General features: G+C 35.7%; 22 protein-coding genes and 1 pseudogene. 6 read left to right on the top strand and 17 right to left on the bottom strand.

Features of this window, described 5'->3' with window-relative positions; genetic code table 11:
• Positions 1 to 51 precede the first annotated feature (51 nt).
• Complete coding sequence (locus FC33_RS04835; protein ID WP_057827486.1) at positions 52 to 1155, bottom strand: ATP-binding protein; 1104 nt, start codon at positions 1153 to 1155, stop codon at positions 52 to 54.
• A 164-nt stretch (positions 1156 to 1319) separates the two neighbouring features.
• Here FC33_RS04835 and FC33_RS04830 point away from each other — a divergent pair, with 164 nt between their 5' ends.
• Positions 1320 to 2207: a cation diffusion facilitator family transporter gene (locus FC33_RS04830; protein WP_057827485.1), complete on the top strand. Its 888-nt coding sequence runs from the start codon at positions 1320 to 1322 to the stop codon at positions 2205 to 2207.
• Positions 2208 to 2234: 27 nt separating this feature from the next.
• On the opposite strand, the gene FC33_RS04825 is transcribed toward FC33_RS04830, so the two are convergent.
• The 9 genes and pseudogenes from FC33_RS04825 to FC33_RS04785 all read right to left on the bottom strand — a co-directional run bounded on the left by FC33_RS04825 (position 2235) and on the right by FC33_RS04785 (position 11831).
• Positions 2235 to 2894, bottom strand: a complete 660-nt coding sequence (locus FC33_RS04825) for an HD domain-containing protein (RefSeq protein ID WP_057827484.1) — start codon at positions 2892 to 2894, stop codon at positions 2235 to 2237.
• Positions 2895 to 2965: 71 nt separating this feature from the next.
• A complete protein-coding gene (locus FC33_RS04820; protein WP_057827483.1) occupies positions 2966 to 4888 on the bottom strand; it encodes an FtsX-like permease family protein in 1923 nt (640 codons plus the stop codon).
• On the bottom strand, positions 4875 to 5642 hold the full coding sequence (locus tag FC33_RS04815; protein ID WP_057827482.1) for an ABC transporter ATP-binding protein: 768 nt from the start codon (positions 5640 to 5642) through the stop codon (positions 4875 to 4877). Before FC33_RS04815 ends, FC33_RS04820 begins: the two co-directional genes overlap by 14 nt.
• A 95-nt stretch (positions 5643 to 5737) precedes the next feature.
• The gene (locus tag FC33_RS04810; RefSeq protein ID WP_057827481.1) at positions 5738 to 6700 is read right to left on the bottom strand and encodes a sensor histidine kinase; all 963 of its coding nucleotides are present in this window, start codon (positions 6698 to 6700) and stop codon (positions 5738 to 5740) included.
• Positions 6688 to 7353 carry a response regulator transcription factor gene (locus FC33_RS04805; protein ID WP_057827480.1) on the bottom strand — a complete coding sequence of 222 codons (666 nt, stop codon included), beginning with the start codon at positions 7351 to 7353 and terminating at the stop codon, positions 6688 to 6690. The genes FC33_RS04810 and FC33_RS04805 overlap by 13 nt, the downstream gene beginning before the upstream one ends.
• A 106-nt stretch (positions 7354 to 7459) precedes the next feature.
• Entirely contained in the window at positions 7460 to 8404 is a 945-nt protein-coding gene (locus tag FC33_RS04800; protein ID WP_057827479.1) for a glycosyltransferase family 8 protein, read from the bottom strand.
• Positions 8405 to 8539: 135 nt separating this feature from the next.
• Positions 8540 to 9739 carry an MFS transporter gene (locus FC33_RS04795; protein WP_146993423.1) on the bottom strand — a complete coding sequence of 400 codons (1200 nt, stop codon included), beginning with the start codon at positions 9737 to 9739 and terminating at the stop codon, positions 8540 to 8542.
• A gap of 131 nt (positions 9740 to 9870) precedes the next feature.
• Positions 9871 to 10434, bottom strand: a complete 564-nt coding sequence (locus FC33_RS04790) for a redoxin domain-containing protein (RefSeq protein WP_057827478.1) — start codon at positions 10432 to 10434, stop codon at positions 9871 to 9873.
• Positions 10435 to 10527: 93 nt separating this feature from the next.
• Positions 10528 to 11831, bottom strand: a pseudogene (locus FC33_RS04785) (ammonium transporter).
• A gap of 324 nt (positions 11832 to 12155) precedes the next feature.
• Here FC33_RS04785 and FC33_RS04780 point away from each other — a divergent pair.
• Positions 12156 to 12830, top strand: a complete 675-nt coding sequence (locus FC33_RS04780; protein WP_057827477.1) for a type 1 glutamine amidotransferase — start codon at positions 12156 to 12158, stop codon at positions 12828 to 12830.
• Between the two features lie 94 nt (positions 12831 to 12924).
• Here FC33_RS04780 and FC33_RS04775 read toward each other — a convergent pair whose 3' ends face one another.
• Positions 12925 to 13224, bottom strand: a complete 300-nt coding sequence (locus tag FC33_RS04775) for a GNAT family N-acetyltransferase (RefSeq protein WP_235803893.1) — start codon at positions 13222 to 13224, stop codon at positions 12925 to 12927.
• Between the two features lie 295 nt (positions 13225 to 13519).
• Between FC33_RS04775 and FC33_RS04770 the strand changes: the two genes are divergently transcribed.
• Positions 13520 to 13801, top strand: a complete 282-nt coding sequence (locus tag FC33_RS04770) for a hypothetical protein (RefSeq protein WP_162257620.1) — start codon at positions 13520 to 13522, stop codon at positions 13799 to 13801.
• 57 nt (positions 13802 to 13858) lie between these two features.
• On the opposite strand, the gene FC33_RS04765 is transcribed toward FC33_RS04770, so the two are convergent.
• From FC33_RS04765 to FC33_RS04745, 5 genes are all read right to left on the bottom strand, one after another.
• Positions 13859 to 15097, bottom strand: coding sequence for an L-lactate MFS transporter (locus FC33_RS04765; RefSeq protein WP_057827474.1), 1239 nt, complete (start codon positions 15095 to 15097; stop codon positions 13859 to 13861).
• A 110-nt stretch (positions 15098 to 15207) separates the two neighbouring features.
• Complete coding sequence (locus FC33_RS04760; protein WP_057827473.1) at positions 15208 to 15780, bottom strand: 3,4-dihydroxy-2-butanone-4-phosphate synthase; 573 nt, start codon at positions 15778 to 15780, stop codon at positions 15208 to 15210.
• Positions 15781 to 16185: 405 nt separating this feature from the next.
• Complete coding sequence (locus FC33_RS04755) at positions 16186 to 17328, bottom strand: MFS transporter (RefSeq protein WP_057827472.1); 1143 nt, start codon at positions 17326 to 17328, stop codon at positions 16186 to 16188.
• Positions 17329 to 17533: 205 nt separating this feature from the next.
• The gene (locus FC33_RS04750; RefSeq protein ID WP_057827471.1) at positions 17534 to 18220 is read right to left on the bottom strand and encodes a PepSY domain-containing protein; all 687 of its coding nucleotides are present in this window, start codon (positions 18218 to 18220) and stop codon (positions 17534 to 17536) included.
• Between the two features lie 125 nt (positions 18221 to 18345).
• Positions 18346 to 19029, bottom strand: coding sequence for a winged helix-turn-helix domain-containing protein (locus FC33_RS04745; protein ID WP_057827470.1), 684 nt, complete (start codon positions 19027 to 19029; stop codon positions 18346 to 18348).
• Between the two features lie 234 nt (positions 19030 to 19263).
• On the opposite strand from FC33_RS04745, the gene FC33_RS04740 reads away from it, so the two are divergent.
• The 3 genes from FC33_RS04740 (at position 19264) to FC33_RS04730 (ending at position 22149) form a co-directional block, all read left to right on the top strand.
• Entirely contained in the window at positions 19264 to 20886 is a 1623-nt protein-coding gene (locus tag FC33_RS04740) for an APC family permease (protein ID WP_057827547.1), read from the top strand.
• Positions 20887 to 20953: 67 nt separating this feature from the next.
• On the top strand, positions 20954 to 21184 hold the full coding sequence (locus tag FC33_RS04735; RefSeq protein WP_057827469.1) for a hypothetical protein: 231 nt from the start codon (positions 20954 to 20956) through the stop codon (positions 21182 to 21184).
• A 53-nt stretch (positions 21185 to 21237) separates the two neighbouring features.
• Positions 21238 to 22149 carry a DMT family transporter gene (locus FC33_RS04730; protein WP_057827468.1) on the top strand — a complete coding sequence of 304 codons (912 nt, stop codon included), beginning with the start codon at positions 21238 to 21240 and terminating at the stop codon, positions 22147 to 22149.
• Positions 22150 to 22228: 79 nt separating this feature from the next.
• Here FC33_RS04730 and FC33_RS04725 read toward each other — a convergent pair whose 3' ends face one another.
• A complete protein-coding gene (locus FC33_RS04725; RefSeq protein ID WP_057827467.1) occupies positions 22229 to 22984 on the bottom strand; it encodes a response regulator transcription factor in 756 nt (251 codons plus the stop codon).
• Positions 22985 to 23007 lie beyond the last annotated feature (23 nt).

The raw sequence follows: 23007 nt of genomic DNA, 5'->3' as shown, positions 1-23007 counted from the left end.
AAAAGATTCCTCCTTTGATGTTTAACTTGATTGTAGCACAGATGGAGATGATTAAAACCCAGCATCGTCATATTGAGCATACCATTGAACAAAATCTTTGAACAACGGCAACGTAAATGAAACGTAGCCATAACCGGCGACTCGGATCAGTTGGCTATCAAGTAAGCGTTGACGGTAGTTTGCAATGTAATTGCTTGGTTTTTCCATCTGTTCACCGATATATTTCATTTTAACCTTATCGTCGGCGCTGTTCGCCATTGCCCGGACGAATTCACGATCTTGGTATGACAGATCTTGGTAAATTTTCGTATATGCGTTTCGACTAAGGGCTAATTGATATTCAGGCAGTAATCGGTCAATTAGCTGGTCGTCAATTACATCGCCTTCAGTACCATTTTTCCATACAAGATACCCGAGTAATTGAAAGGCATAGGCATATCCACGGGTTAAAAGTGTAAGTCGGTGCAGTATTGAGGGAGTTGCTTTTCTATTCCCGTCATTGAATTTTTCAGCGAACGCCTTAATTATCGCTTCATGACTTAACGGACTAAGCTCAATGCGATTGCTTCTTAAAAGAAAAGTCAAAACACTGTTATTCTGTAATTCAGAAATATTTTCCGGTAGTCCGGTCATAATCAGTGCGATTGGTAAATTTTCACGAATTAGTAATTGGTATAATGAGGCAAATTCGCGGACTTCTTTTGTTGCCTTCACTTCATCAAGGGTAACTAAAACTTTAATATGTTTTTCAGCAAGTTGCTTTAAAATTTGCTTCAGCATCATTTGGTATTGGATGCTTTGCGGAACATCATTTTGTAATTGAAATTCAAATCCTGAAACTTTGAAGCCCTTTAACTTACCAATCAATTGCTGAAACTTCGAAGTTGCTTCTTGATAAAGACTATACGTAAGGGTTGGAATCAAATTCTGATTAGTTGTTAAATCGATGACGATCCAGTGGCCTTTTTCACGAAGTTGATTACTAATGTCTGTCAACAATGATGTTTTTCCAGAACCGCGAACACCGTAAATGACGGATGTTTGTAATGGAGAATCGAGATTTGAATCAAGTTCACTAATATATTCGTTAACAATTTGATTGCGATCAAGGAAAAGTTGCGGTACCTTTCCAAAGTTTGGATTAAACGGATTCATCGCGGACCTCCTTTTATAACTTTTTATAACTTTAATTTAATTTTATAACTTTTTATAACTTTTTGCCAATTAAAGAAACTGTTATGAAACAATCAACATTAATTGATTAGCTTTGATCCTGCCTGTATTATGGAATTAGAAACTTAAAGAAAAGGAGGATCTGAATGGAAACTGAAAATGTAAGTACAGTTCGTTTCTTCTGGGTAACGTTTTTAAACGTTTTGATTACCGTTGTTGAAATTTTAGGTGGGCTTCTTTCAGGAAGTTTAGCTTTGCTTTCTGATGCATTTCATAATTTAAGTGATTCAGCCTCGATCGTAATTAGTTATATTGCACAACGAATTGCGATTAAACCTGAAACGCCCCAGCGAACGTTTGGTTACCGCCGGGCTGAGATCCTATCAGCGCTCCTAAATGCGGGGTTATTGATCGTAATTGCCCTTTTTATCGTAATCGAAGCAGTCAAACGATTTATGCATCCGGATCACGTTAACGGTGATATTATGACAGTCGTTGCGGTTGTCGGCCTATTAGCCAACTTTATTTCAGCGGGTTTGTTGCATGCGGGAAGCCGCCACAGTTTAAACATTAAAGCGACCTATCTTCATATTTTGGCAGATGGACTGTCATCAATTGGAGTCGTAATTACCGGGATTATTTTGATTTTCTGGCATGTTAAATGGCTTGATCCAGTTGTGTCAGTTCTGGTTGCCCTTTACATTGCATATGAAGCCCTGCCAATCATTCAAAAAACGATCAATATTTTGATGCAGGCTGCTCCAGATATCGATTATGATGCAATCAAAAAGGACATTACGAGTATTCCGCAGGTGAACTCGGTCCACCACGTGCATGCTTGGCTCGTTGACGAACATCATACAATGTTTTCAGCGCACATTAACTGTGAAGACATTAAGTTAAGTGAAGTTGAACCGATTTATCGTCAAATCAGTAAGTTACTTCAAGACAAATATCATATCTCGCACGTTACGATTCAAGCGGAATGCCAGCGCGGAATCAATGAAAAAATGTTTGATATTGATCGAGACTAAAAAATGCGACATTACAGTCGCATTTTTTTAATCTTCTAAATTCCATTCCGCTAAAAATTCATCTACAAAATTTCGCATTACTTGGGTTCGTTTGTGAGCCATCGCTTTACCGCTTGGCGTATTCATCAAATCTTCAAGGGTAAAGAGTTTTTCATAAAAATGATTGATCGTTGTTTCCTGCTTTGTCCGGTATTGATCATGTGAAGTAAGTTTGGTAACCGGAATCCGCGGATCGTAAATTGGGTTATCATGTTTCCCGCCGTATGCAAATGCTCGGGCAATTCCAATCGCTCCCAGCGCTTCGATTCGGTCGGCATCTTGAACATACTGTCCTTCAAGTGATAATTGATGATGATGTTCAATGTTTTTTGAAAATGACATGTTCTGAATCGTGTCAAAAATATTATTTTGATCTTCATCAGACAATGCTTGGATCGTTGCAAGATGATGAATTTTTGCTAGGCGTTGTTCAACATTATCAGTAATTTTTTCATCGATCGTGTCATGCAAATATGATGCAATTTGAATAATAAAAACTGTATGAGCATCCCTTTCAGGATGATCAACTGAATATAAACGGGCTGCAATCTGAGCGACCCGATCGACGTGAAAATAATCGTGACCGGTAATATCGCCGTCTAAACAATTTTTCGCAAAGGTTTTGATTTCGGTTAAATCGTAATTCATGGTTAGCCTCCCCTTATCTTTATTCTTATTAAAACAAAAAACAAAGGAACTTTAAAGCTCCTTTGTTTGATTTAGTAAATTCGTTGATTAATAATTTGCCGATAAATCCGGGTTGTTAAGAGATAGATCAACAAATAGAAGACAATCATTGAGACGATCACGCCGCTGCTTACGGCAAGTACCATTGTGAAATTGTAAATTGAAAGAAGCTTTAAAATACTGCGGATTGCTGGAAATGCAAAGCAAGCATTTATGATTGCTCCTAAAATTGGGAATCCAAAAACCATCAAAATTTGGCTATGAATTGTTTGGCTCGTTTCCCTTTGACTTAACCCAATTTGCTGCATTGTTTGAAAATTCTGTCGATCTTCAAGCCCTTCAGCGATTTGTTTATAGTAAATCATCATGGTCGTAATAATAAGCAGAATAATACTAATAATCACTCCCAGGAATAAGAAACTACCAAAAATTGGTATAAGTTGAGTTTCAGTCAAATATTTTGAGGTGTATTCAGTATTTGATAAACCAAGTTTAGTTTGAAGAATCGAAGCAAAGCGGAGGTTCTCACGAGTCGTTCCTTTTGTATTAAGGAAAGTCAGATAGATAAATGGCTCTTTCGTCAATTTTTGAAAATTATCAATATTATTAACGATGATAAATGCTGATTGTACAATACTATGGTCATAATTTGCAAATAAATTAAATGATTTTATTGATTGCAATTTCAAATGTTGCCCACCAATATTTAAAGCTGTCGGTTTAGCTTTTAAATCCGGACAATAGAATAACGCCTCATTTTTATTCAATTTGATATTGGTATGTTGTGCTTTGTTATAATCCGCAAGTGAAACAAACGTTAACTGATATTTTGCAGACTGAATATTCCCTTGTTCAAATTGACTTCCCTTTAAGTTTCCCCAAATTGGAGTTGTCATTTCGGCTTGATGGGCGACATGAGCTTGAACGTGGTATGTTTTTGAACATTCTGTAATTATTTCCTTTTGGTTTGGCGTTAATGGACGACTTGTTGTAAGCGTAATGTCACTTGGACACCACAATTTAACGATTCTTTCTTTTCCGACTTCCATGCTGACACTACCGATTAAAGCAACGACGATTGCAGAACACAATAAACAAATTGAAGCTAAACTAATTCCATTTGATTTCATCCGATGAAGCATTCCTGAAACTGAAATTAAATGCCGCGATTGATAATAAAAGTGCTTGTTCTTTTGAAGTAATTTAAGCAATAAAATGCTGAAAGAACTAAATACTAGATAAGTTCCAAAAACAACCAGAAAAACGGCCATCATAAATTTAGCAATTGCCATCATGGTTGGTTGCGTTGTTACGGCTAAATAATATCCACTTCCTAGAATAATAACCCCAAGAATTCCTGAAAACACGGGAGCTTTAATCGCCTTTTCTTGATTTGAAGCGGCTTTCCAAAGATCAAGCGGATTAACCTTTTTTAATTGAGAAAAGCGAATAAATAAGAGTAACAGAAAAATTACGAAGAACATTATGAGCGTAATTTGAGTAGCCCCAGTTACTGAAGAGTACTTGAATTCTTTAATATTAAGCATCCGCTGTAATGTCATAAACGAAAAACGGTTAAAATTGATTCCAAGAATTAATCCGATGACGGCGGAGATTAAGTAATTAGCAATCAATCGAATTGTGATGACGACTTTCAAGTTTTGGTTTGTAAATCCTAAAATGTTGTACAACCCTAATTCACGTGTTTCAGATTTTGACAAAATATGATCAACATAAATCATAAAGATAACGGATATTGAAATTAATAAGCAAAGTGTTAATTTGATTAATCCTTGTAGCTGACTGCCAAACATTGAATTTTTGATACTTTGATTTTGTAAAATCGAAAATAAAATGTAGTTGGATGCGAACAGAATGGATGTTGCGATAATGTATGGAAAGTAATATTTCTTATTTTTCCAAATTCCATCCGTTGCGAGTTTAATGTAAGTCATTGTAATCCCCTTCTTGAATTGCCAATGCTGCTTGTGATATTTGACTTAAAAATTGGTTTTCAGAATTTTGACCGTGATTTAATTCATGAAATACAATTCCGTCTTTAATGAAAATTACCTTTTTGGAATAGCTTGCAGCTAATGCGCTATGCGTTACCATCATAATTGTTTGACCATTTTGATTGATCGTTTGAAAAAGTCGGAGAAGCCGTTCTGAATTACTTGAGTCTAAAGCCCCGGTTGGTTCATCCGCCAAAATTAATTCCGGATTAGTAATTAATGCGCGTGCGACCGCAATTCGCTGTTTTTGTCCGCCAGAGATTTCATAAGGATAGCGATCAAGTAACTTGGTAATGCCAAGCTGCTGCGCAATTGGAGTAATTCGCTTCTCCATTTCAGAATACTTAACCTTAGATAAAACAAGCGGTAAGAAAATATTATCTTTATTAGTCAAGGTATCTAGTAAATTGAATTGTTGGAAAATAAATCCAAGATGTTCCCGCCGAAATTGGGCACGCTTCTTTTCTTTGAGAGTCATTAAATCAGTTCCATTTAGGACAATTTGTCCGCTTGTGGCTTTTTCTAAGGTAGCAATAATATTTAAAAGAGTTGACTTCCCTGCACCTGATTCACCCATAATTGCAATAAAGTCGCCCTTTTCAACATTTAAACTAATATCTTTTAGCGCCTCAACTTGGTTAGGTTGATTTTCATTAAAAACTTTCTGAAGATGATTGATTTTTAAAAGATTCATTTTAAAACCTCATTTCTACCCTGATTTCATTAATTATTATAAAAAGGTTCTTGCCAACTTTGTACTTACAGTTTTAGCAAGAACCTTACAATTTGTTATTTTTGAATTAGTTTGGAAACGAGCGATAAATTAACCGTCGTTCCATGATTTTCAACTGATTGAACATTAATTCCAATATTAAGCTTTTGGCAAATTTGATTAACGATGTACAATCCTAAACCACTAGCATTTTCATTTTGGCGGGTATTTTTCCCAATGTATCCTGCTTTAAAGATTTCCGGCAGATCTTCGGCATAAATGCCAATTCCGTTGTCGGAGATTTTTAAAACGTTTTTTTGAAGTTCAATTTTAATTTGACCATTATCATTTGAGTATTTAATTGCATTCATTAACAGTTGCTCAATTACAATTTTCAACCATTTTTCATCAGTGAGATAAGTTACATTTGGAAGATTATTTTGAACTATTAAATTTTTATCAATTGCCATTTCCATTAAATTTTTCAAGCAGTGATTACATTCCTCTCTCAAATTGACCTCTTTAAAATGAATATCACTATTGAAACTTTTGATCCGTTCATACGTTAGAAGCAAGTCCAGTTGACTTTGAATAATTTTAACCTGTTTTTGCAATTTATTGTTTGAATTTTGATGATCATCATCAAGCATCAGTTTCATGCGCGTCAATGGAGTTTTGATTTCGTGGGACCATAAACGAATGTAATCTTCACGTTCTTTTTGTGTAAGCAACTCTTGATTTCGTTCATCATTTACTTTTTGCTTTAAGCTTTGGAGTTCTTTTAAATAAAGTTGATCATACATGAAAACATCTGATTGCCGGTAATCATGGTGTTGTAATTTTTTTCTAACATAAAAATATCTGTATTCAGCAATGAGAACAATTGCTACTCCAAAAGGCCATGTAAATTGAATGAACGCCAAAATCAAAGCTAACTTTAGATTATAAAGATAAACAAAGAAAGCAAAGACTAAAATAAGGACTAAGTACGTGATTATATATGGAATACTGACTTTGACAGCTTCTATTAATTTATCCATTGATATCCCTTTCCGCGAATAGTCATAATGTGTTTTCGGTCATCAAGTTGTGATAATTTTTGGCGTAACCGACTAATGTTGACTTCAAGAATATTTTCGTTGATAAATTGATCATTTTCCCACAAAAATTTTATAAATTTCTTTTTGGAAACAACTTCATGAGGACTTCTAAAAAGAATTTTCAAGATAATGGCTTCGGTTGGGGTCAATCGGATAGAAGTATCTTTATGTTTTACAGTATTTGTTAATGAATTTAACTGAAAATCATCTACTGTGATCGATGTTGATGAAGCGGGATTTTCTTTAAGCAATAATTGGATCTTAGCAATCAGATAATCCATTGCAAATGGTTTTTCGATAAAATCATTTGCCCCAGCAGCTAATGCGCGAACGCCATCATTATTAATACTTTGAGCCGTTAAAAAAATAATTGGTGCATTTGTGATTTGGCGAATTTGTTCGATCCAATAGAAGCCGTCAAAAGTTGGTAAGGAAATATCCATTGTAATCAAATCAGGCTGAAACTTGGATACCTCTGTTTGAATATTTTGCCAGTCACTTACTGTTTTTGCGTTGTAATTCCACTTATTTAGTGTTTGGATGATTTCTCCTGTAATTGCCTTATCATCTTCGATTACAAAAATTTTAGTCATTTTTGCTCCTCATTCTCCAATTAATTACCCTTATTCTATCAAGATTTACCGACTCTTGCAGCATAAAAAATCCCCGCTGCTTTTCAGCAACGAGGGCTTAAGTCAACTAAAGTCGGATTTGTTTTCCTTCTTGGTTAAGTTTGTACAATGTAAGTTCCTTAGCAGGAATTTCTTGCACCTGTTCCATCAAGGTGTCCATCTTTTCCTTATCGGTTTGTTTATCTTTGTCAGAGTAATTCTTTTGAATGTTTACTAATTTATCGTAGTAATTTGATTCCTTCGCATAATTCCAGAAGACATCGCCGTATAATACATTCTCATAATGCCATGGCTTAAGGTAAAGGTTATAGTGAATGATTTGCGGATCATTTTCCTTCTTTGCCGGCATGGCATTCCAGTTTTGAGAAATCTTTAATACGTGGTTATTTGCGATTGCGTTTAAGTAATCTTGATCAGGCGCAACCGTTTTTGGATGGTAAGTGTTCAAGATGTCTAAGAACCGCTTAGTAAATTTCAAATCACGGAATTGCTTTAAGTTCATCAATAACACGCCGGAATTGATATACGTTTCAACGGGAACTCCCGAACACTTTTCGGCGTAGTTAACTAAAACCGGGTCACTTTCAACGAAGGTATCCGAACATCCAGCAACTAAATTATCCTTTAAATCAATTTGATAAAGTTTTGAAATGTCACCTGGAACAACTGTATCAGCATCCAAGTAGATTCCCTTATCATATTGCGGGAACATATCGGCGATAAATAACCGATAGTAAATCGTCAACGTGAAGTAATCGCACCGAAGGGAATTATTATCGTTGCCGAAACGTTCTTTGAAGTTTTTATCGATTGGTTCAAATGAAATTGAAAAGTTTTCGTTTTCAAGAGCTTTGATCTTTGCTTGATTTTCATCTGAAAGGGTTTGGTAAAGAACGACGATTTGGTAGTGGTAGTCTCTACTTGCATTTTTGATCATTGACCCCAAACTAACTGATAATAATGGCGCATAGTAATCATCGATTCCATAAAAAATGGGAATAATGTTATTCATAATAGTCAATCTCTCCTTATAATAAATCGAAACACTTATATGATATAACAAAATAGCGATCACCGCAAAAGTGACCGCTAAAAATCCGAATTTTTTAATTGAAAATTATCTTTAAAATTTGACTTTTGTTTAAATTTACCGAATTTTCCGGGTACTTGATCTTACCCAAATTAAATTTCCGCCAACCAGGCACGCCGTTGACAAAAATACGCCGCCATAACCGAAAATTCCGGAAATCGTTGATCCAATCAGCGGACCAAAAATGTTTCCGAGGAATTGGGCTGATTGGTTATAACTGAAGATGCGCCCAGAATATTCATTTGGTGAATACTTCGCAAGTAAGGATTGAACTTGCGGCAATAACGCGGCATCTGAAATTCCGACTAAGAATCGCAGGACCGCTAACTGCCAAACATTCGTAACAAAGGCTTGCGGAATGTAAACGAGGATTGCAAAAATCAATCCACCAATTAAAATTTTCTGTGTTCCGATTCGATCGCCCCATTCGCCAAAGATCGAGGCAATGATGATCGTGGCGATTCCTGGTAAAGCCGCAATCAATCCGCTCATTAAGTCAACCTGCCCTTTTCCATGCAGCAGTTGTTGAACGTAAAGACTAATGACCGGTGCAATCGAATTATTCCCCGCCTGGATAATCAGTGTGGTAACAAGCATTCCTAAAACGACTTGCGGATACTCAAGTTGTCGGAAAAGTTTGCGGGCTGAAAGTGTCTGACTTTTAGGAACTGGCGTGAAATTATGCTCTTTAACAAAGAAAATCGTTAACGCAAAAACAATCAAATACGCTAATCCAGTAAGGAAAAACGTTAACCGGTAACCGCAAAGACTCGCAATTACCCCACCAAACAGCGGGCCGACTAACATTCCGCCGGTCGTTCCCGTTGATAAGGTACTCAATGCTTTCCCGCTATGTTTGGTTGGAACTTCGGATGCGATCAATGCTGAAGTATTTGCGACATATCCGGCAAAAAATCCTTGAAGCAAACGGAACAATGCCAACTGATAAGCATATTGGACAAAGGCCATGCATAAAACCATTGCGCCATCACCAATGGTTGAGATCAGCATAACTTTCTTGCGTCCGTGACGGTCAGCAATTTTTCCCCAAATTGGCGCCATCCATGATGAAATCAAATAGGTCGCTGAAAATGCCAATCCACTCCACATATTAAGCTGAAAGCGGTCAAAATGACCAAGCGTTTTAATGTACAGCGACATAAACGGCATGCTTAACTGGAATCCCATTCCCATAATGAAGTCGCATACCCATAAGATATATAGATTCTTCTTCCATCCCGGAATTTTTGCCCGCATTGAACTCGCTTCTCTCAATATAATGTTTTTATTATATCTCAATTTTTTTAGCAAATTCAATATTCATTTCAAAATAAAAAGAGATCCTCACACTATCGTGAAGATCTCCTTCTCTATATCAAAATTCAATTTTAAAGTTTACCAACAAGATCCATTCCTGGTTTTAATGTCTTGTCGCCTGGTTTCCAGTTTACAGGGCAAACTTGATCACCGTGTTCACGAACGAATTGAGCGGCTTCAAGAGTCCGCAACATTTCATTCGCACTCCGACCAATTGACATGTTGTTGATCGTGTATGATTGAATTACTCCATCTGGATCAATGATGAAGACGCCGCGGTATGCTTGGCCTGATTCTTCATCAAGAACATCAAATGCCCGGGCTAACTTTCCGGCTGGATCAGCTAACATTGGGTATTGGATCTTTGCAATTTCAGGAGATGCATCCGTCCATGCTTTATGTACAAATTCAGTATCTTCTGAACATGAGTAAATTTCAGCACCGGCATTCTTGAATTGGTCATATATGCCTTGAAGAGCTTCCAATTCAGTTGGGCAGATAAATGAAAAATCTGCTGGATAGAACAAGAGAATGCTCCAGTGGCCTAACATATCTTCTTTTGTAACGTCGATTGTTTCGCCATTTTGAAAGGCTTTAACTTTAAAGTCATCAATTTCTTTATCAATATAATTCATAAATCTCACCTCATGTTTATTATATCTGCAAGTTAATTTGAAAACAAATGTTTTGCACGATATATCTTGATTTATTTAGGAATAACTTTATTGTTATTTCCGGTCATGATATAGATGACTCAACTGTCCTTTGAATTCATTTCGATACAGCTCAAGGTCGCGAATGTTTCGGACCGTGTAGTCAACACTTTCGCCGTGTTCACTTTGATCAAGTCCCACATCTTCGGCCTGTTTGCTAACCCGCATTGGAATGATTAAGGTAATCAATTTCGCACACCCCAAGTCATGATTGCGACAAAAACAATTGTAAATAAGGTTCCCCCAAGTTGGATTCCTAATAAGTGCCATCCGCCGCCATAAAATAGTCCATTTTCATGAATATTAGAATTCACCTTCGCGGTTGCAAAAAATCCAACTAAAATTGAGCTGATGATCCCAGATACATCGTGGCAACCAAACGCATCAAGCGGATCATCATATTTTAAATGCGGTTTAATGAACGTAATGTAAATAAAGCTGACAAGTGAACATAAAATTCCAATCATGAATGCTCCAACATGGGTAACATACCTCGCTGCTGGAGTGATCCCAACAAGCCCGCATAAAGCACTGGTACAGATTCCAACCATATCAGGGTGATTGCCGTGAATGGTTTCCAAAACCATCCAGCTGACCATTGCGGATGCAGTCGCAATCGTGGTTGTCATAAAGGCTTGAAGAGCAACATTGTTAATTCCAAGAGCTGAACCAGCATTAAAACCATACCAACCGATTCATAGAAAAGTCGTCCCAAGTAAAATCCATGGAAGATTATAGTGATCATCGTCCTTTGACGGTCGGCTCCGTTTTCCAAGTAAGATTGAGAGAACTAAAGCCGTAATCCCCGCATTGATATGGACGACTGTTCCACCGGCAAAGTCTAATAAGCCATATTGAGCTAAAAGACCGGCTGGCGACCATATGATATGAACCAGCGGATAGTAAACAACGAGGGTCCAGATGCATACGAAGGTGATCAAATAACTAAATTTCATTCGACCAAATGTTGCCCCAACAAACAGCGCTGGTGTTACTAAAGCAAACATCAACTGAAAAATAATATCGACGCCTAACGGAATATGGGTCGTCCCAAATGGTTTCATTAAATTAACGCCTGATAAAAAGAGATGATGGAAATTTCCGATAATTCCAAAATGATTCCCGCTGAAGCACAGCCCATATCCGCAGCTGATAAACAGTAAAATTCCAATTCCGCAAATCGAAAAAATTGAAATCATCGTATTGACGACGTTTTTGGCCGATACCAATCCTCCATAAAAGAATGCTAATCCCGGGATCATTGAAAATACGAGAATGCTTGCGAATAAAACAAAGATGGCATTTGACATACTAATCATAAAATTACTCCTTCTTGATTTTATGTTAGATATTGTAACATTAAAATTAACGGATATTCTTTTTTTGGCTAAAAATTAACAAAGTAATTGATTAATATCCATATAATAAAATCTAATATTGATTTTTTGTATGGTTTTAGTTACGATATAGCTAATATATAAGGAGTATATTACGATGAATGAGATTTAATTTAGGAACTTTTATTTGAGACGTTGATTCAAGAATAAGCAATACTATCTTTAAATTTATCTTTTATAATATAATGACCTTGTTGAAAGTAATTTTGAGAATCATTTCACTTTTTTAGTGTAGAAAGGAATTTCATGAAAATTAATATTTTACAGCATACTCCCAATGAAAAGGCCGGTTCCATTTTAGAATGGGCTAAGTTGCACCATCATGATGTATATACCTATCATCCATACCAGTTCGGTAAATTGCCCACGGACAATGATACTGATATGTTAGTCATTTTAGGCGGGCCGATGAGTCCCAATGATGATTTGCCATGGATTCATCAGGAGTACAAATTAGTATCATCATTATTAAGCAAAAACATTCCGATCTTAGGGGTTTGCTTTGGTGCTCAATTAATTGCTAAAATTTTAGGCGGCAAAATTGTAAAGGCGCCATTTAAGGAAGTTGGATGGGCTCCAGTATACTTACAAAGTCACCTGATTCCTGATATTCCTGAAAAAGCAACGGTTTTACATTGGCATGAAGATATGTTTGAAATTCCTCCAAAAGCTCAATTATTGTTTTCAAGTGATCACGTTAAAAATCAAGGGTATCTTTATCAAAAAAATGTAATTGGATTACAATTTCACTTTGAACCTTTAGATAATAACGTCAAAGAAATTGTTGTAAATGATTATCCGTACATAGATGGTTCAGTATTAAATCAAAGTAAAGAACGAATTATTAATAAGGCTGTTCCAAAAGAAAATAAGCAAATTATGTTCCAGTTATTGGATTACATTACAGCACACTCGAATTAAATCTTGATAAATAAAAAGAGCCAATTGATATGCACCCCAAATCTTGGACAAAATAAATCCAAGATTTAGGGTGTTTTTTATGCATTTTTTATTGCTATTTTTGTTTAAAATAATAACAATTAAGATTTAAATAATCACTCTTTACAAAACCATTTTTCTCATAAAAAGAATTAATTTTATTAGTGTTATCCGTTATCAGCACTTTTTGGCGAACGTTTTGATAACGATCACACATTTTCTGCAGTAAGATTGATCCTAATCCTTGATTTTGATAGTCAGGTCTTATCAGCAAATCCTGAATGTAGAGAATTGTCTCCCCATCTCCAATCACACGGATCAAACCAATCAATTCATTATTATTCCATATGGTTAATATTTCTAATGAATTTTCCAAATTTAAAATCCATAAAACTCTCCTAATTTTGTTGAAAATCTTTTTGTTCTTCTAGTGTTAAATACAGCATGAAACCATATTGATTATCCTTGGAGTGTATAATAACTATAAAGTATGTAAACATGCAAGACTGGGTGTGATTTTTTTGAAGAAATTCTTCATTTGTTTACCTTTAATAATATTATTAACTGCGTGTTCTCAAAATAAACAAGTAGTTACGCATCGACATTCAACATCGTCATCTGTTGAACATCGATTTACAATAAAACAGGATTCTCCGCAACAAAAAATGACAATGAATGAAATCGTAAATGATTATCAGAACCATAATTTGTCTATTGATATTCATTCTTTTAATGATGGATATTCTGTTCATTTAAAAAATCAATCTTTACTTCAAGATATTCGAGATAATGATAAGAATGGATTTTTAAAAAGTGTGATTATCCCTGTAACTCAAGAAGTAAGCATGCAAACTCATTCAAAGATATATTTTAATGCCGACGATCCGAATATGGAATTAATTGTTACGGCAAACAACGGAAAATTGGAATATACTATCAATCTTTCTAATTAATGAAAAAACCTGCATCTTTCCAGACACAGGCTCCTTATTATTTAACCTTTAAAAGGTTTATGCTTCTTGCTTCAAATTCCGAATTTCACGAACGAAGTCTTTTCGAATGCGATATGAGAAGAACAAAGCAATTACATCAATGATAATAAACGCAATGATCGTAACGGTATATGTATGTAATAGTTCATGCGTTACGGATAATAACACTGGTCCAACCATTCCGGCAACGGCCCAGGCAGTCAACACGTAACCGTGGATTGCCCCGAGCTCCTTGGTTCCAAAAACGTCGCCGAGATATGCTGGAATAACGGAGAATCCTGCACCATAGCATGAAAGCAATAAGCAAAGCGCAATGGTAAAGACGAATGGTAATTTGAAAATCAACATTAAACCTAACATTAAAATATCGACGATGAAAATCAGTGAGAACGTGTTTGGCCGCCCAATGTAATCTGACAACGTTGCCCAGACGAGACGTCCGAAACCATTAAATAATCCGATGATTCCAACCATAACGGCGGCCTTGGCAACGGACATTCCAGTCATTGATTGAGCCATTGGTGAGGCAGCTGAAACAAGGCCGATTCCGCATGTAATGTTGATAAAGAACATTAACCATAATAGCCGGAATGAACGGGTTTTAACCGCTTCGTTGGCGGTAAATTGTTTACCATCAAGGAACGTTGATTTGATCGTTGTCTTGGCATTTTCAACCTTTGGAATTTCATTTTCATTTGGTCGCTTGATAAATTGAGCCGAAATGATCATTACAATGAAATATACTAATCCTAGAATATAAAAGGTCTTAACGATTCCAACGGCCTTAATTAAAGCTTGGGCAATTGGACTGGTCAACAATGCGGCGAAACCAAATCCCATGATTGCAAGTCCGGTTGCTAATCCGCGGCGATCAGGAAACCATTTGATAATCGTTGATACGGGGGTAACGTAACCGGCACCTAAACCAATTCCGCCGATCACCCCGTAACCTAAATAAAGTAAAATGAGTGAATGTAAATGAATTGCTAATCCGGTCAAGGCAATTCCTGAACCGAACAAAATACTTGAAATCGTTCCGGTAACGGTTGGTCCGAACTTTTCAACGGCCTTTCCCATAAAGGCAGCTGACATCCCTAGACAAAAAATTGCTAAACTAAATGCGAATGATACGGATGCTTCACTCCAATGGGTTTGCGCAATGATTGGTTTTGAGAAAACACTCCATGCATAAACTGATCCGATCATTAAATGAAACATAACTCCTGCAAATGCAACAACATTTCGATTCTTTTTCAATTTCTTTCCTCCAAAATTTGCGATGGACGTTAATTATTTCTGATTTACCCTATTTCGTCAACTCAGACGCATATTTGATTTGATGATCATCAAGATATTTTTCGATTTGTTCAACTGTGATCATCGGAATTTGTTCCTTTTCGGCTAATGCGTGTAAGGGCCATTTTTCCGTCTTGGTTTAAAACTTCGATAATTACGGTAACGGGTTCAGCCCCTGCGATATAAGTTAAATCGACAGTTGCTTCAGTGTGCCCTTTCCGAACCCGAATTCCTTTATCTTGGGTAATCAATGGTTGAATATGACCAGGATGATTAAATTGTTCCGGTTTTGAAGTTGGATCAGCAATTAACTTAATGGTTGCTGCCCGATCATAAGCAGATACCCCGGTCGTAACCCCAGCTGCTTCATGGGTTGCGTCGGTTGTCACCATAAACGGAGTTCCGTTTGGATCGGTGCTGTTTTTAACCATTACTTCAAAGCCAAGACGATTGGCAATCTTTGAATTGATCGGCACGCACATTAAGCTATTAGCAAGATTTAACATCTTGTATACGACCTCAGGAGTGATTCGATCGCCGAAAGCAACTAAATCTCCTTCATTTTCGCGTGATTCATTATCTGCCAAAATAATAAACTTTCCGTCCTTTAAAAATTGAACGGCATTTTCAACTGTATTTTCCATTTACAACAACTCCTTCCTTTATGTTCAAAATAATAACATACGATATTTCTATATTAAATATAAATATACGCATTTATTCTATAAATAAATTGAAAAATAAATTATTTAGTTGTTTATTTTGGTATAAACGAACAATAACTAAAATAGGATGACGTTCAGTGATGGCCCTGATATAAGAATTAATGTTTGGAATTTTGTATCGAAACAGGGTTTTAAAATTTAACATTTATAGTTATTACGGATTTACTACTTAATTTATTAAAAATGGTTCGTAAAAAATGAAAATAAAAAATATAGTGAAAATGAAAGACAAGTAAGTTCTCCGTATTCACTATATTTTTGTTTTTTAATTAAATTATCCAACGATAATCAAGCTATTAATTTCCGCATCTGCGTTAAAAGTTTTTAAGTGGCGTTTGAGGTATTGATATTTTTTATTATGATTTCCAAAATCAAAACGGTTAAAATAACTATTTTCATATAATTAAATATGTCAATTTTCTGAATAACAAATCCACCTGCAATTGAATTTACAAGTGATACACCATCAACTGCCATCGTTTGCAAAGCAGTATACTGGTGGATCTTTTCTGGCACGCTCGATTGCATATTATAAAGTGCAAAAAGCTCTAAAATCGATAATACGAGTCGAATCAAAAAGATTGTTATAATAAAACAACACACATTATGGATCACTGAAGGAATAGTAAACAACACCAAAATACTAGTAAATGACCAAATTAATATTTTATTTTGACTAAGGTTTTCGATTTTAATGACGTTTTTGGACATAAGACTTCCCAACAAATCAGCAATACTTAGTATAAAAACAAGTGCTGTATAGCCTATACTAACGTTTTTCGATATTTTGCCAATATACATAATTCCGTAAGCATCGACAAATGATCTAAAAACATTCAATAATGAAAAAGCCAAAATCATTTTTGTTATTTTTCCAAAATGAAATTTTTTCAGTTCTAACGGTCCTATGTCTTCCACTGAAGATTTATAATGTGTAGTTTCAATTCTAAAAGTTTCAAAAAGCGAAACTATTGTAAATAAAATATCTAATCCTAAAACGGACTTATTAGAAACAAACCGGTGTAGCAATAAATAGGACGGAATAACTAACAAGCGACTTATATTAGAAAACGCTTTAAGCTGACGGTTGAACTTTAAAAGTTCCTCTTTATCTTGGACTACATCCACGGTTACTCTTTGGAAAGATAGATTACTTCCAATCGCAAAAACTTGTTCCAAGAATACACAGATTAGTGCAACCCATACATTACTCGTAAGAACAATTCCTATTAAGACAATAACTCTTAATAAATCAAACATAATTAAAGATGTTCGGTCATTTAGCTTATTAATAATATTCGCTAATTTTTTACTAACCAAGATTCCTGGTAAAGTGTAGGAAGCTGATAATATTCCCATCGTGATCGGGTTCCTCGACATTGTATAAATAATAACAACAATCACAAAATAATAAAACCAATCCCCCGTATCGTTAAATACGCGCGATGCTAATAGCCTTTTCTTCATTTATTCTCCTTTTTAATGCTCGGATTTATCTAAAATTAAAGCAACAAATGACTAATTTTATTAAAAAACTTAGTTTAATTTTACATTAATCAAATATGAAAAGATACTAATTTACTGGAAATTAATTTTCTAAGTACTAAAAAAGCTACGGCCGTAATAGCCATAGCTTCTTAAATCGTATAAATTTAACCTTTAGTGATAATAATTAGTCGTCATTTTCAACGGCAATCTTGTTACCATTTGTTGCATTTAACTTAACGGTAACTTTCTTGGCGTTCTTGATGGCTTTCTTTGATGAAGCCTTTGAACTCTTCTTGGCTTTTGTACTCTTAACGCTTGAGCTCTTAGCTGATGAAGTTGAAGATGAGCTTGCGGCGGTTGCTGTACCATTAAATTCAATTTCATAAACTGGTGTTTCGTTACCGTTAACCTTTGTCATTTCAAGTTTCCATGATGTTGGGTTGCCGGTTACGTTAGCGTACTTCTTAGCCAAGTTGATTGCGTCAACTGGACTCTTCTTTACATCATTAACGTTTAATGCATTTGCGTCTTTTTTATCGCTTGAAGACATCTTCTTTGTCTTGTTCTTGATGACTTCGTTTGTCTTTTCAGCGTTAACGACCATCTTTGCACTTTGAGTCTTCTTAGCATTGAATCCTTCTAATTCATATACTGGTTCTTGCTTGTTATCGTTATGATTTTCAACAGAAACTTCCTTTAATGAGAAGTTCTTGTTCTTGTTTGTAAAGATTTGTTGTAATTGTTGTGCACTTTCAGTATATTGACCTGCATTAATTACTTGATCAGCATTAACACTTGCACTTACCATGCTTAAGCCTGCAGTCATTGTTAATGCAGCGCCTAAAAGAACTAACTTATTATTTTTCTTCATTCGAATTACCTCCCATAACTTAACGAATAAAATTATAGAAGGATAATTAGGTTAATCAGTTACTAAGTCTTAGTTTTTTTATGAAAGATTTTTGATATTTAAGAAAAATATGTGAAAGTACCAAATTACTTGGTAGCTAGTCCATATCCCACACCGCGAATTGTTCGAATAAGCCGATTTGACCTGTCATCGTCATGAATCTTTTGCCGCAGTAGCCGGACATATACGTCAACGATATTTTGTTGTCCCTTAAAATCTTTACCCCAAATCTGATCTAAAAGCATTTCCCGTGAAAGAACATCACCTTGGTGTTCAAACAAAAGCAGTAACATTTGAAATTCGCGGTGAGTTAACCGGATACTTTCACCATTCCGATATACTTGACTAGTTTTTAAATTCAAAGTTAAATCCTGAATTCGATAAATACTGTCATTAACCGTTGTCTTAGTCTTATTCCGTCGAATCACAACTTGTGTCCGTGCTAATAGCTCTTCTGTTCCAAATGGTTTCGTTACGTAGTCATTAACGGCAGGATTGCCAACTACGGCGTCAACGTTCTCCTTGCTGACCATTGCAATTACCGGAACATTACTTTCATGTTGAATTTGTTCAATCACATCGGCAGCGTTAATTGCCGGATCATCCCAGTCAATGATCACTGCTTGAATGGTATTACGTTCACGTTGATAAATTGCAATTGCTTGTTCATGATCCCCAGTCCATAAAACCTCTAAATCAGTTGATACTGAAACTAATGAGTCGCTTAATCCTTTTTTGTTGGTGACAAGTAAAATTTCTTTCTTTGTCATTCAGCAACACCCTTTATTATATATTTTCACTTTATAACTAATGATACCAAAAGATATCAATGAAAAAAAAGACTAAAATAAGAATTATTTTTAAAATATTCTGAAGTTTATATTCGATTTTGATAAAGAAAACTTTTCAAAATCGCCGGTGAAATCAATTTTTTATTCTCTTTGTTTCAAATTTAAGGTAGAATTAATTTGATACTTTAAATTAAAGGAGCGAATTCAAATATGATGGAGGATGTTAATCAATCGAAGAAATCATATATTACCTGGCCAGTGTTGGCGTTAATGGATTTTGTAACCGTCATTGGCTTTGATGACTTGATTTATAACTTTCAAAATCAAGGATTAAGTGTAATTTCGAGTTGGGTAATTATGTTATTTGTTTATGTAATTCCCTACTCATTAATGGTCGGTCAGTTAGGATCGGCATTCAGTAAAGAAGGTGGCGGTTTAAGTTCATGGGTCCGCGGAACGAGTGGTGAATTCCTCGGTTACTTTACTGCGTGGACTTACTGGGCTGCGTCGATTCCATACGTTGTTGATACGGCAAATTCAGTTGTTGTTGGGCTTGGATGGTGTTTTAATGGCAGTGATTCCCTTGAAAATCATCTTTCAAACGCCAAATTTGCATTATTAAGTTTATTAGTTTTTGTAATTTTTATTTTTATTCAATCACGCTTTAAAAACTCCCTTGAAGTTTTAAGTACGATTGGCGGGGTTGCAATGTTTGGAATGACGGTTCTCTTTGTAATTATGACGTTTGGCGCCTTAGCTGAGGGCCGGCATATTGCAACTCAACCATTTAACTTACATGCAATTCTTCCAACTTTTAATTTTAAATATTTCGCAACAATCGGAATGTTGATTTATGCCATGAATGGTGCAGAACTGGTTGCTCCGTTTGTAACCCGCATGAAAAAGCCGAAGTCCGACTTTCCTAAAGCAATGATTATGTTAGCCGTGATGACAGCCTTTTTAACGATCTTTGGTTCGTTTTCACTTGGAGTATTCTTTAATGCTCACCATTTGCCAAATGATCTTAAGATGAATGGTTCGTACTACGCATTCCAAGCGCTTGGCCGTCAATTCCATGTCGGAAACTTTTTCATGTATTGCTTTGCATGGACGGAAGTCTTTTACATGTGTGCTTTGTTAGCTGTTTTATTGGATGCAATGACACGGATCTTGATTTCCGACACCGGTTCAAAATACATGCCGAAGTTCTTACGGAAAACAAATGCCAATGGTTTGCCGATCAACGGTTATATCTTGACCTGCGTTTTAAGTGCCTTTATTATTGGACTAGGAATTTTCCTTCCTGATATGAATGATATCTTCAACTGGTTGCTGAATCTTAACGGCATCGTTTCTCCAGGGGTTACATGCTGGATTTTCTATGCATTTATTAAAATTCGTCAAAAAGAAGATCAATTTCCATCAGAATATGTCTTTATTAAAAACCGCAAATTTGCATTAGCAGTTGGCTGGTGGATGTTGATTGTTACTGCAGTTGCTACGATTTTAGGAATTGCTCCGCAAGATGTCAGTCAATTCTCAGGAACATGGTGGTATGAATTGGCAATCAATATCATCGCAATCATCGTTTTGATTGGCTTAGGTGCGATCATGCCATACGTAACGCGACGCGAACAACGCAGTTCAATTGGCGAAGCCTTCACGAAGCCGCAATGGATCGGAATGATCAGTGTCTTGCTAGTTGCAATGATCGGCAGCTTCTATCTTGGCGGAACCCACCTTGCAATGCGCTGGTGGTACATTGGTGCTCTTACCCTTGTTGGAATTATCTTAATTATTTTGATTGGAAAAAAGGAATATACTGCTGAAAAATAGTACATGAAAATTCTTGGATATTAACGAATTATCTTTTACAATAAAGGTAGTAAAGGAGATTTTAACCATGAATTTAGATAGTGTATTCGTACTTAAAAGTGAAGAAAAAGGTTACGTTAGTTCAGTCAGTGGTGAAGAAGGCCACGAAAAAGTAACTTACAGTGATTTTTGGATGGATGCCAAACCATTTATGGACTTTGACGGTGATAAAGATGATAGTTGGTACCCAGTTCAATTAGCTAATCGCTTAGGATTGAAAATTGTAAAAATCACTGCAACTGAAGATGATTTTGAATAAAATTTCGTAAGTGGAAAGAGAATGAGCTGTGGCTGAACGTCACGGCTTTCTTTATGGAAAGAAGGAGAATTGGATTGCAAGTTAATAATCAGCGCCGATGGATCGTTTTTGGCGCGGTCGCTTCGATCTTTTGGGGATTGTCAGGAATCATTGCTAAGTTTTTGTTTGAAGTTCCGCAAATGACCCCCGTGTTTCTTACTCAGATCCGAATGATTTGTGCTGGAGGAATCATGGTGTTGTTAGCTGCGCTTTGCGATTGTCACCCTTTTGCCGTCTTTCGCGACTGGCATGCGGTCCTGCAACTTTTGGTTTACGGCGTGATTGGAATGATTCCTGATCAACTGTTTTATTTTATTACGGTAAATTACGGCAACGCGTCGATTGCGACGATTCTTCAATTTGTCGGCCCATTTTTTGTAATGCTTTACATGGCGTTGGTTCATCATCAACTTCCACGCCGAATCGAAATCATCAGCGCGGTCGTTGCTTTTATTGGAGTTGCAACGGTTGCGACAAACGGAAAATTTACCCATCTTGCAATTACACCAGCAGTTTTGCTTTTTGGAATCTTATCAGCTGTCGGAGTAATGACAACGACTGTTAGTCCTCGCCAGTTACTTCAAAAATATGACGCGCTTACGGTCACCGGTTGGGGAATTTTGATTGCTGGAATTGCGTTATCGATCATTTATCCGGTAGTTCCAAAAGTAAATTTAATGCCCATAAACTTTATTGAAATCATTGGTGTAATTTTAATCGGAACAATCATTCCGTTCTTGTTATTCTCGGTAGCCTTGAAATACGTCAACCCGACAATTATGAGTTTACTGGATGCCTTTGAACCAATTACTGCCACCTTTGGCTCGGTTATTTTGATGGGATTAACGCTTAGTGTTGCCGAAATTATTGGCTCGATTTTGATTATTATTGCGGTGATTGGATTGAATTATCAACCGAAGAAATAAAATTTAAAAGTTATAATCTAACAAATTAAGGACTAAGTTTCATTTTAAAGAGAACTTAGCCCTTTTATTTTACCTTTAATCAAGGAGCTTTAATTGCCCTTTTAACATCTTTTATATGGCGAAATGAAACTTCATATCTGCATGAATTAGTTAATGTAACCAATCTTTTACTTACATTAAAATGAATAATATTTTCAGGATTAACTAGGATTCCACGGTTAATTTTTAATAGCTTTATGTGTTGCCGATGAATATCTTTACTGCTACTTGAGAATTCTATTTTTTCGCTAAGAGTAGATAAGATTACTTTGTGAGGATTAGTCGAAGCCTCGATTGCAAGAATATCATTTAATGGCAAAATTTTGATTTCATGCCCTAGTTTAAATTTGAATAATTCTTTTTTTAAATTTAAACATTGTAAATAATAGTCATACGCATATCGAAGATCTTCTTCAATTCGGCCTTTTATATTGTAATTCGAATGATTTTGAACAATATAATCAAGCGGAGAAATTCGTGCTTCAACTGCCAAGAACAGATATTTTATGTCAGTGGTAATAAACACAATTTGGGCAAGCGGAAAAGAAGTTCGAACCCACTTTCCAAGCTCAAGGCCTGTAATTTCATTTTTTAAATCAATATCAATAAATACTAAAATATTCTTATCAAAGATTTCAATAGCTTCTCTTGTTAAGAAATCAATGATATCGATTGGATTAGACGTTGCGATTTGTAACTTACTATTGAATTCATTTATCATGATATGATTCTGAATAATCGTACAGTATTCTTTTAGTTGAATCGGTTTATCTTCACAAAGCAAAACAAGTAACATAGTATTTCCCCTTAATGTATCTG

The organism is Ligilactobacillus aviarius subsp. aviarius DSM 20655 (genome assembly GCF_001436315.1).
Taxonomy (GTDB): domain Bacteria; phylum Bacillota; class Bacilli; order Lactobacillales; family Lactobacillaceae; genus Ligilactobacillus; species Ligilactobacillus aviarius.
The sequence above is the reverse complement of the archived record's forward strand: the minus strand, read 5'-3'. Positions and strand labels throughout refer to the sequence as shown.

What these genes read in the sequence shown, in the direction of transcription:
- FC33_RS04835 (WP_057827486.1), bottom strand. Translation starts at nt 1,155, where the DNA reads ATGAATCCGTTTAATCCAAACTTTGGAAAGGTACCGCAACTTTTCCTT.
- FC33_RS04830 (WP_057827485.1), top strand. Translation starts at nt 1,320, where the DNA reads ATGGAAACTGAAAATGTAAGTACAGTTCGTTTCTTCTGGGTAACGTTT.
- FC33_RS04825 (WP_057827484.1), bottom strand. Translation starts at nt 2,894, where the DNA reads ATGAATTACGATTTAACCGAAATCAAAACCTTTGCGAAAAATTGTTTA.
- FC33_RS04820 (WP_057827483.1), bottom strand. Translation starts at nt 4,888, where the DNA reads ATGACTTACATTAAACTCGCAACGGATGGAATTTGGAAAAATAAGAAA.
- FC33_RS04815 (WP_057827482.1), bottom strand. Translation starts at nt 5,642, where the DNA reads ATGAATCTTTTAAAAATCAATCATCTTCAGAAAGTTTTTAATGAAAAT.
- FC33_RS04810 (WP_057827481.1), bottom strand. Translation starts at nt 6,700, where the DNA reads ATGGATAAATTAATAGAAGCTGTCAAAGTCAGTATTCCATATATAATC.
- FC33_RS04805 (WP_057827480.1), bottom strand. Translation starts at nt 7,353, where the DNA reads ATGACTAAAATTTTTGTAATCGAAGATGATAAGGCAATTACAGGAGAA.
- FC33_RS04800 (WP_057827479.1), bottom strand. Translation starts at nt 8,404, where the DNA reads ATGAATAACATTATTCCCATTTTTTATGGAATCGATGATTACTATGCG.
- FC33_RS04795 (WP_146993423.1), bottom strand. Translation starts at nt 9,739, where the DNA reads ATGCGGGCAAAAATTCCGGGATGGAAGAAGAATCTATATATCTTATGG.
- FC33_RS04790 (WP_057827478.1), bottom strand. Translation starts at nt 10,434, where the DNA reads ATGAATTATATTGATAAAGAAATTGATGACTTTAAAGTTAAAGCCTTT.
- FC33_RS04780 (WP_057827477.1), top strand. Translation starts at nt 12,156, where the DNA reads ATGAAAATTAATATTTTACAGCATACTCCCAATGAAAAGGCCGGTTCC.
- FC33_RS04770 (WP_162257620.1), top strand. Translation starts at nt 13,520, where the DNA reads ATGAATGAAATCGTAAATGATTATCAGAACCATAATTTGTCTATTGAT.
- FC33_RS04760 (WP_057827473.1), bottom strand. Translation starts at nt 15,780, where the DNA reads ATGGAAAATACAGTTGAAAATGCCGTTCAATTTTTAAAGGACGGAAAG.
- FC33_RS04755 (WP_057827472.1), bottom strand. Translation starts at nt 17,328, where the DNA reads ATGAAGAAAAGGCTATTAGCATCGCGCGTATTTAACGATACGGGGGAT.
- FC33_RS04750 (WP_057827471.1), bottom strand. Translation starts at nt 18,220, where the DNA reads ATGAAGAAAAATAATAAGTTAGTTCTTTTAGGCGCTGCATTAACAATG.
- FC33_RS04745 (WP_057827470.1), bottom strand. Translation starts at nt 19,029, where the DNA reads ATGACAAAGAAAGAAATTTTACTTGTCACCAACAAAAAAGGATTAAGC.
- FC33_RS04740 (WP_057827547.1), top strand. Translation starts at nt 19,264, where the DNA reads ATGGAGGATGTTAATCAATCGAAGAAATCATATATTACCTGGCCAGTG.
- FC33_RS04735 (WP_057827469.1), top strand. Translation starts at nt 20,954, where the DNA reads ATGAATTTAGATAGTGTATTCGTACTTAAAAGTGAAGAAAAAGGTTAC.
- FC33_RS04730 (WP_057827468.1), top strand. Translation starts at nt 21,238, where the DNA reads ATGGAAAGAAGGAGAATTGGATTGCAAGTTAATAATCAGCGCCGATGG.
- FC33_RS04725 (WP_057827467.1), bottom strand. Translation starts at nt 22,984, where the DNA reads ATGTTACTTGTTTTGCTTTGTGAAGATAAACCGATTCAACTAAAAGAA.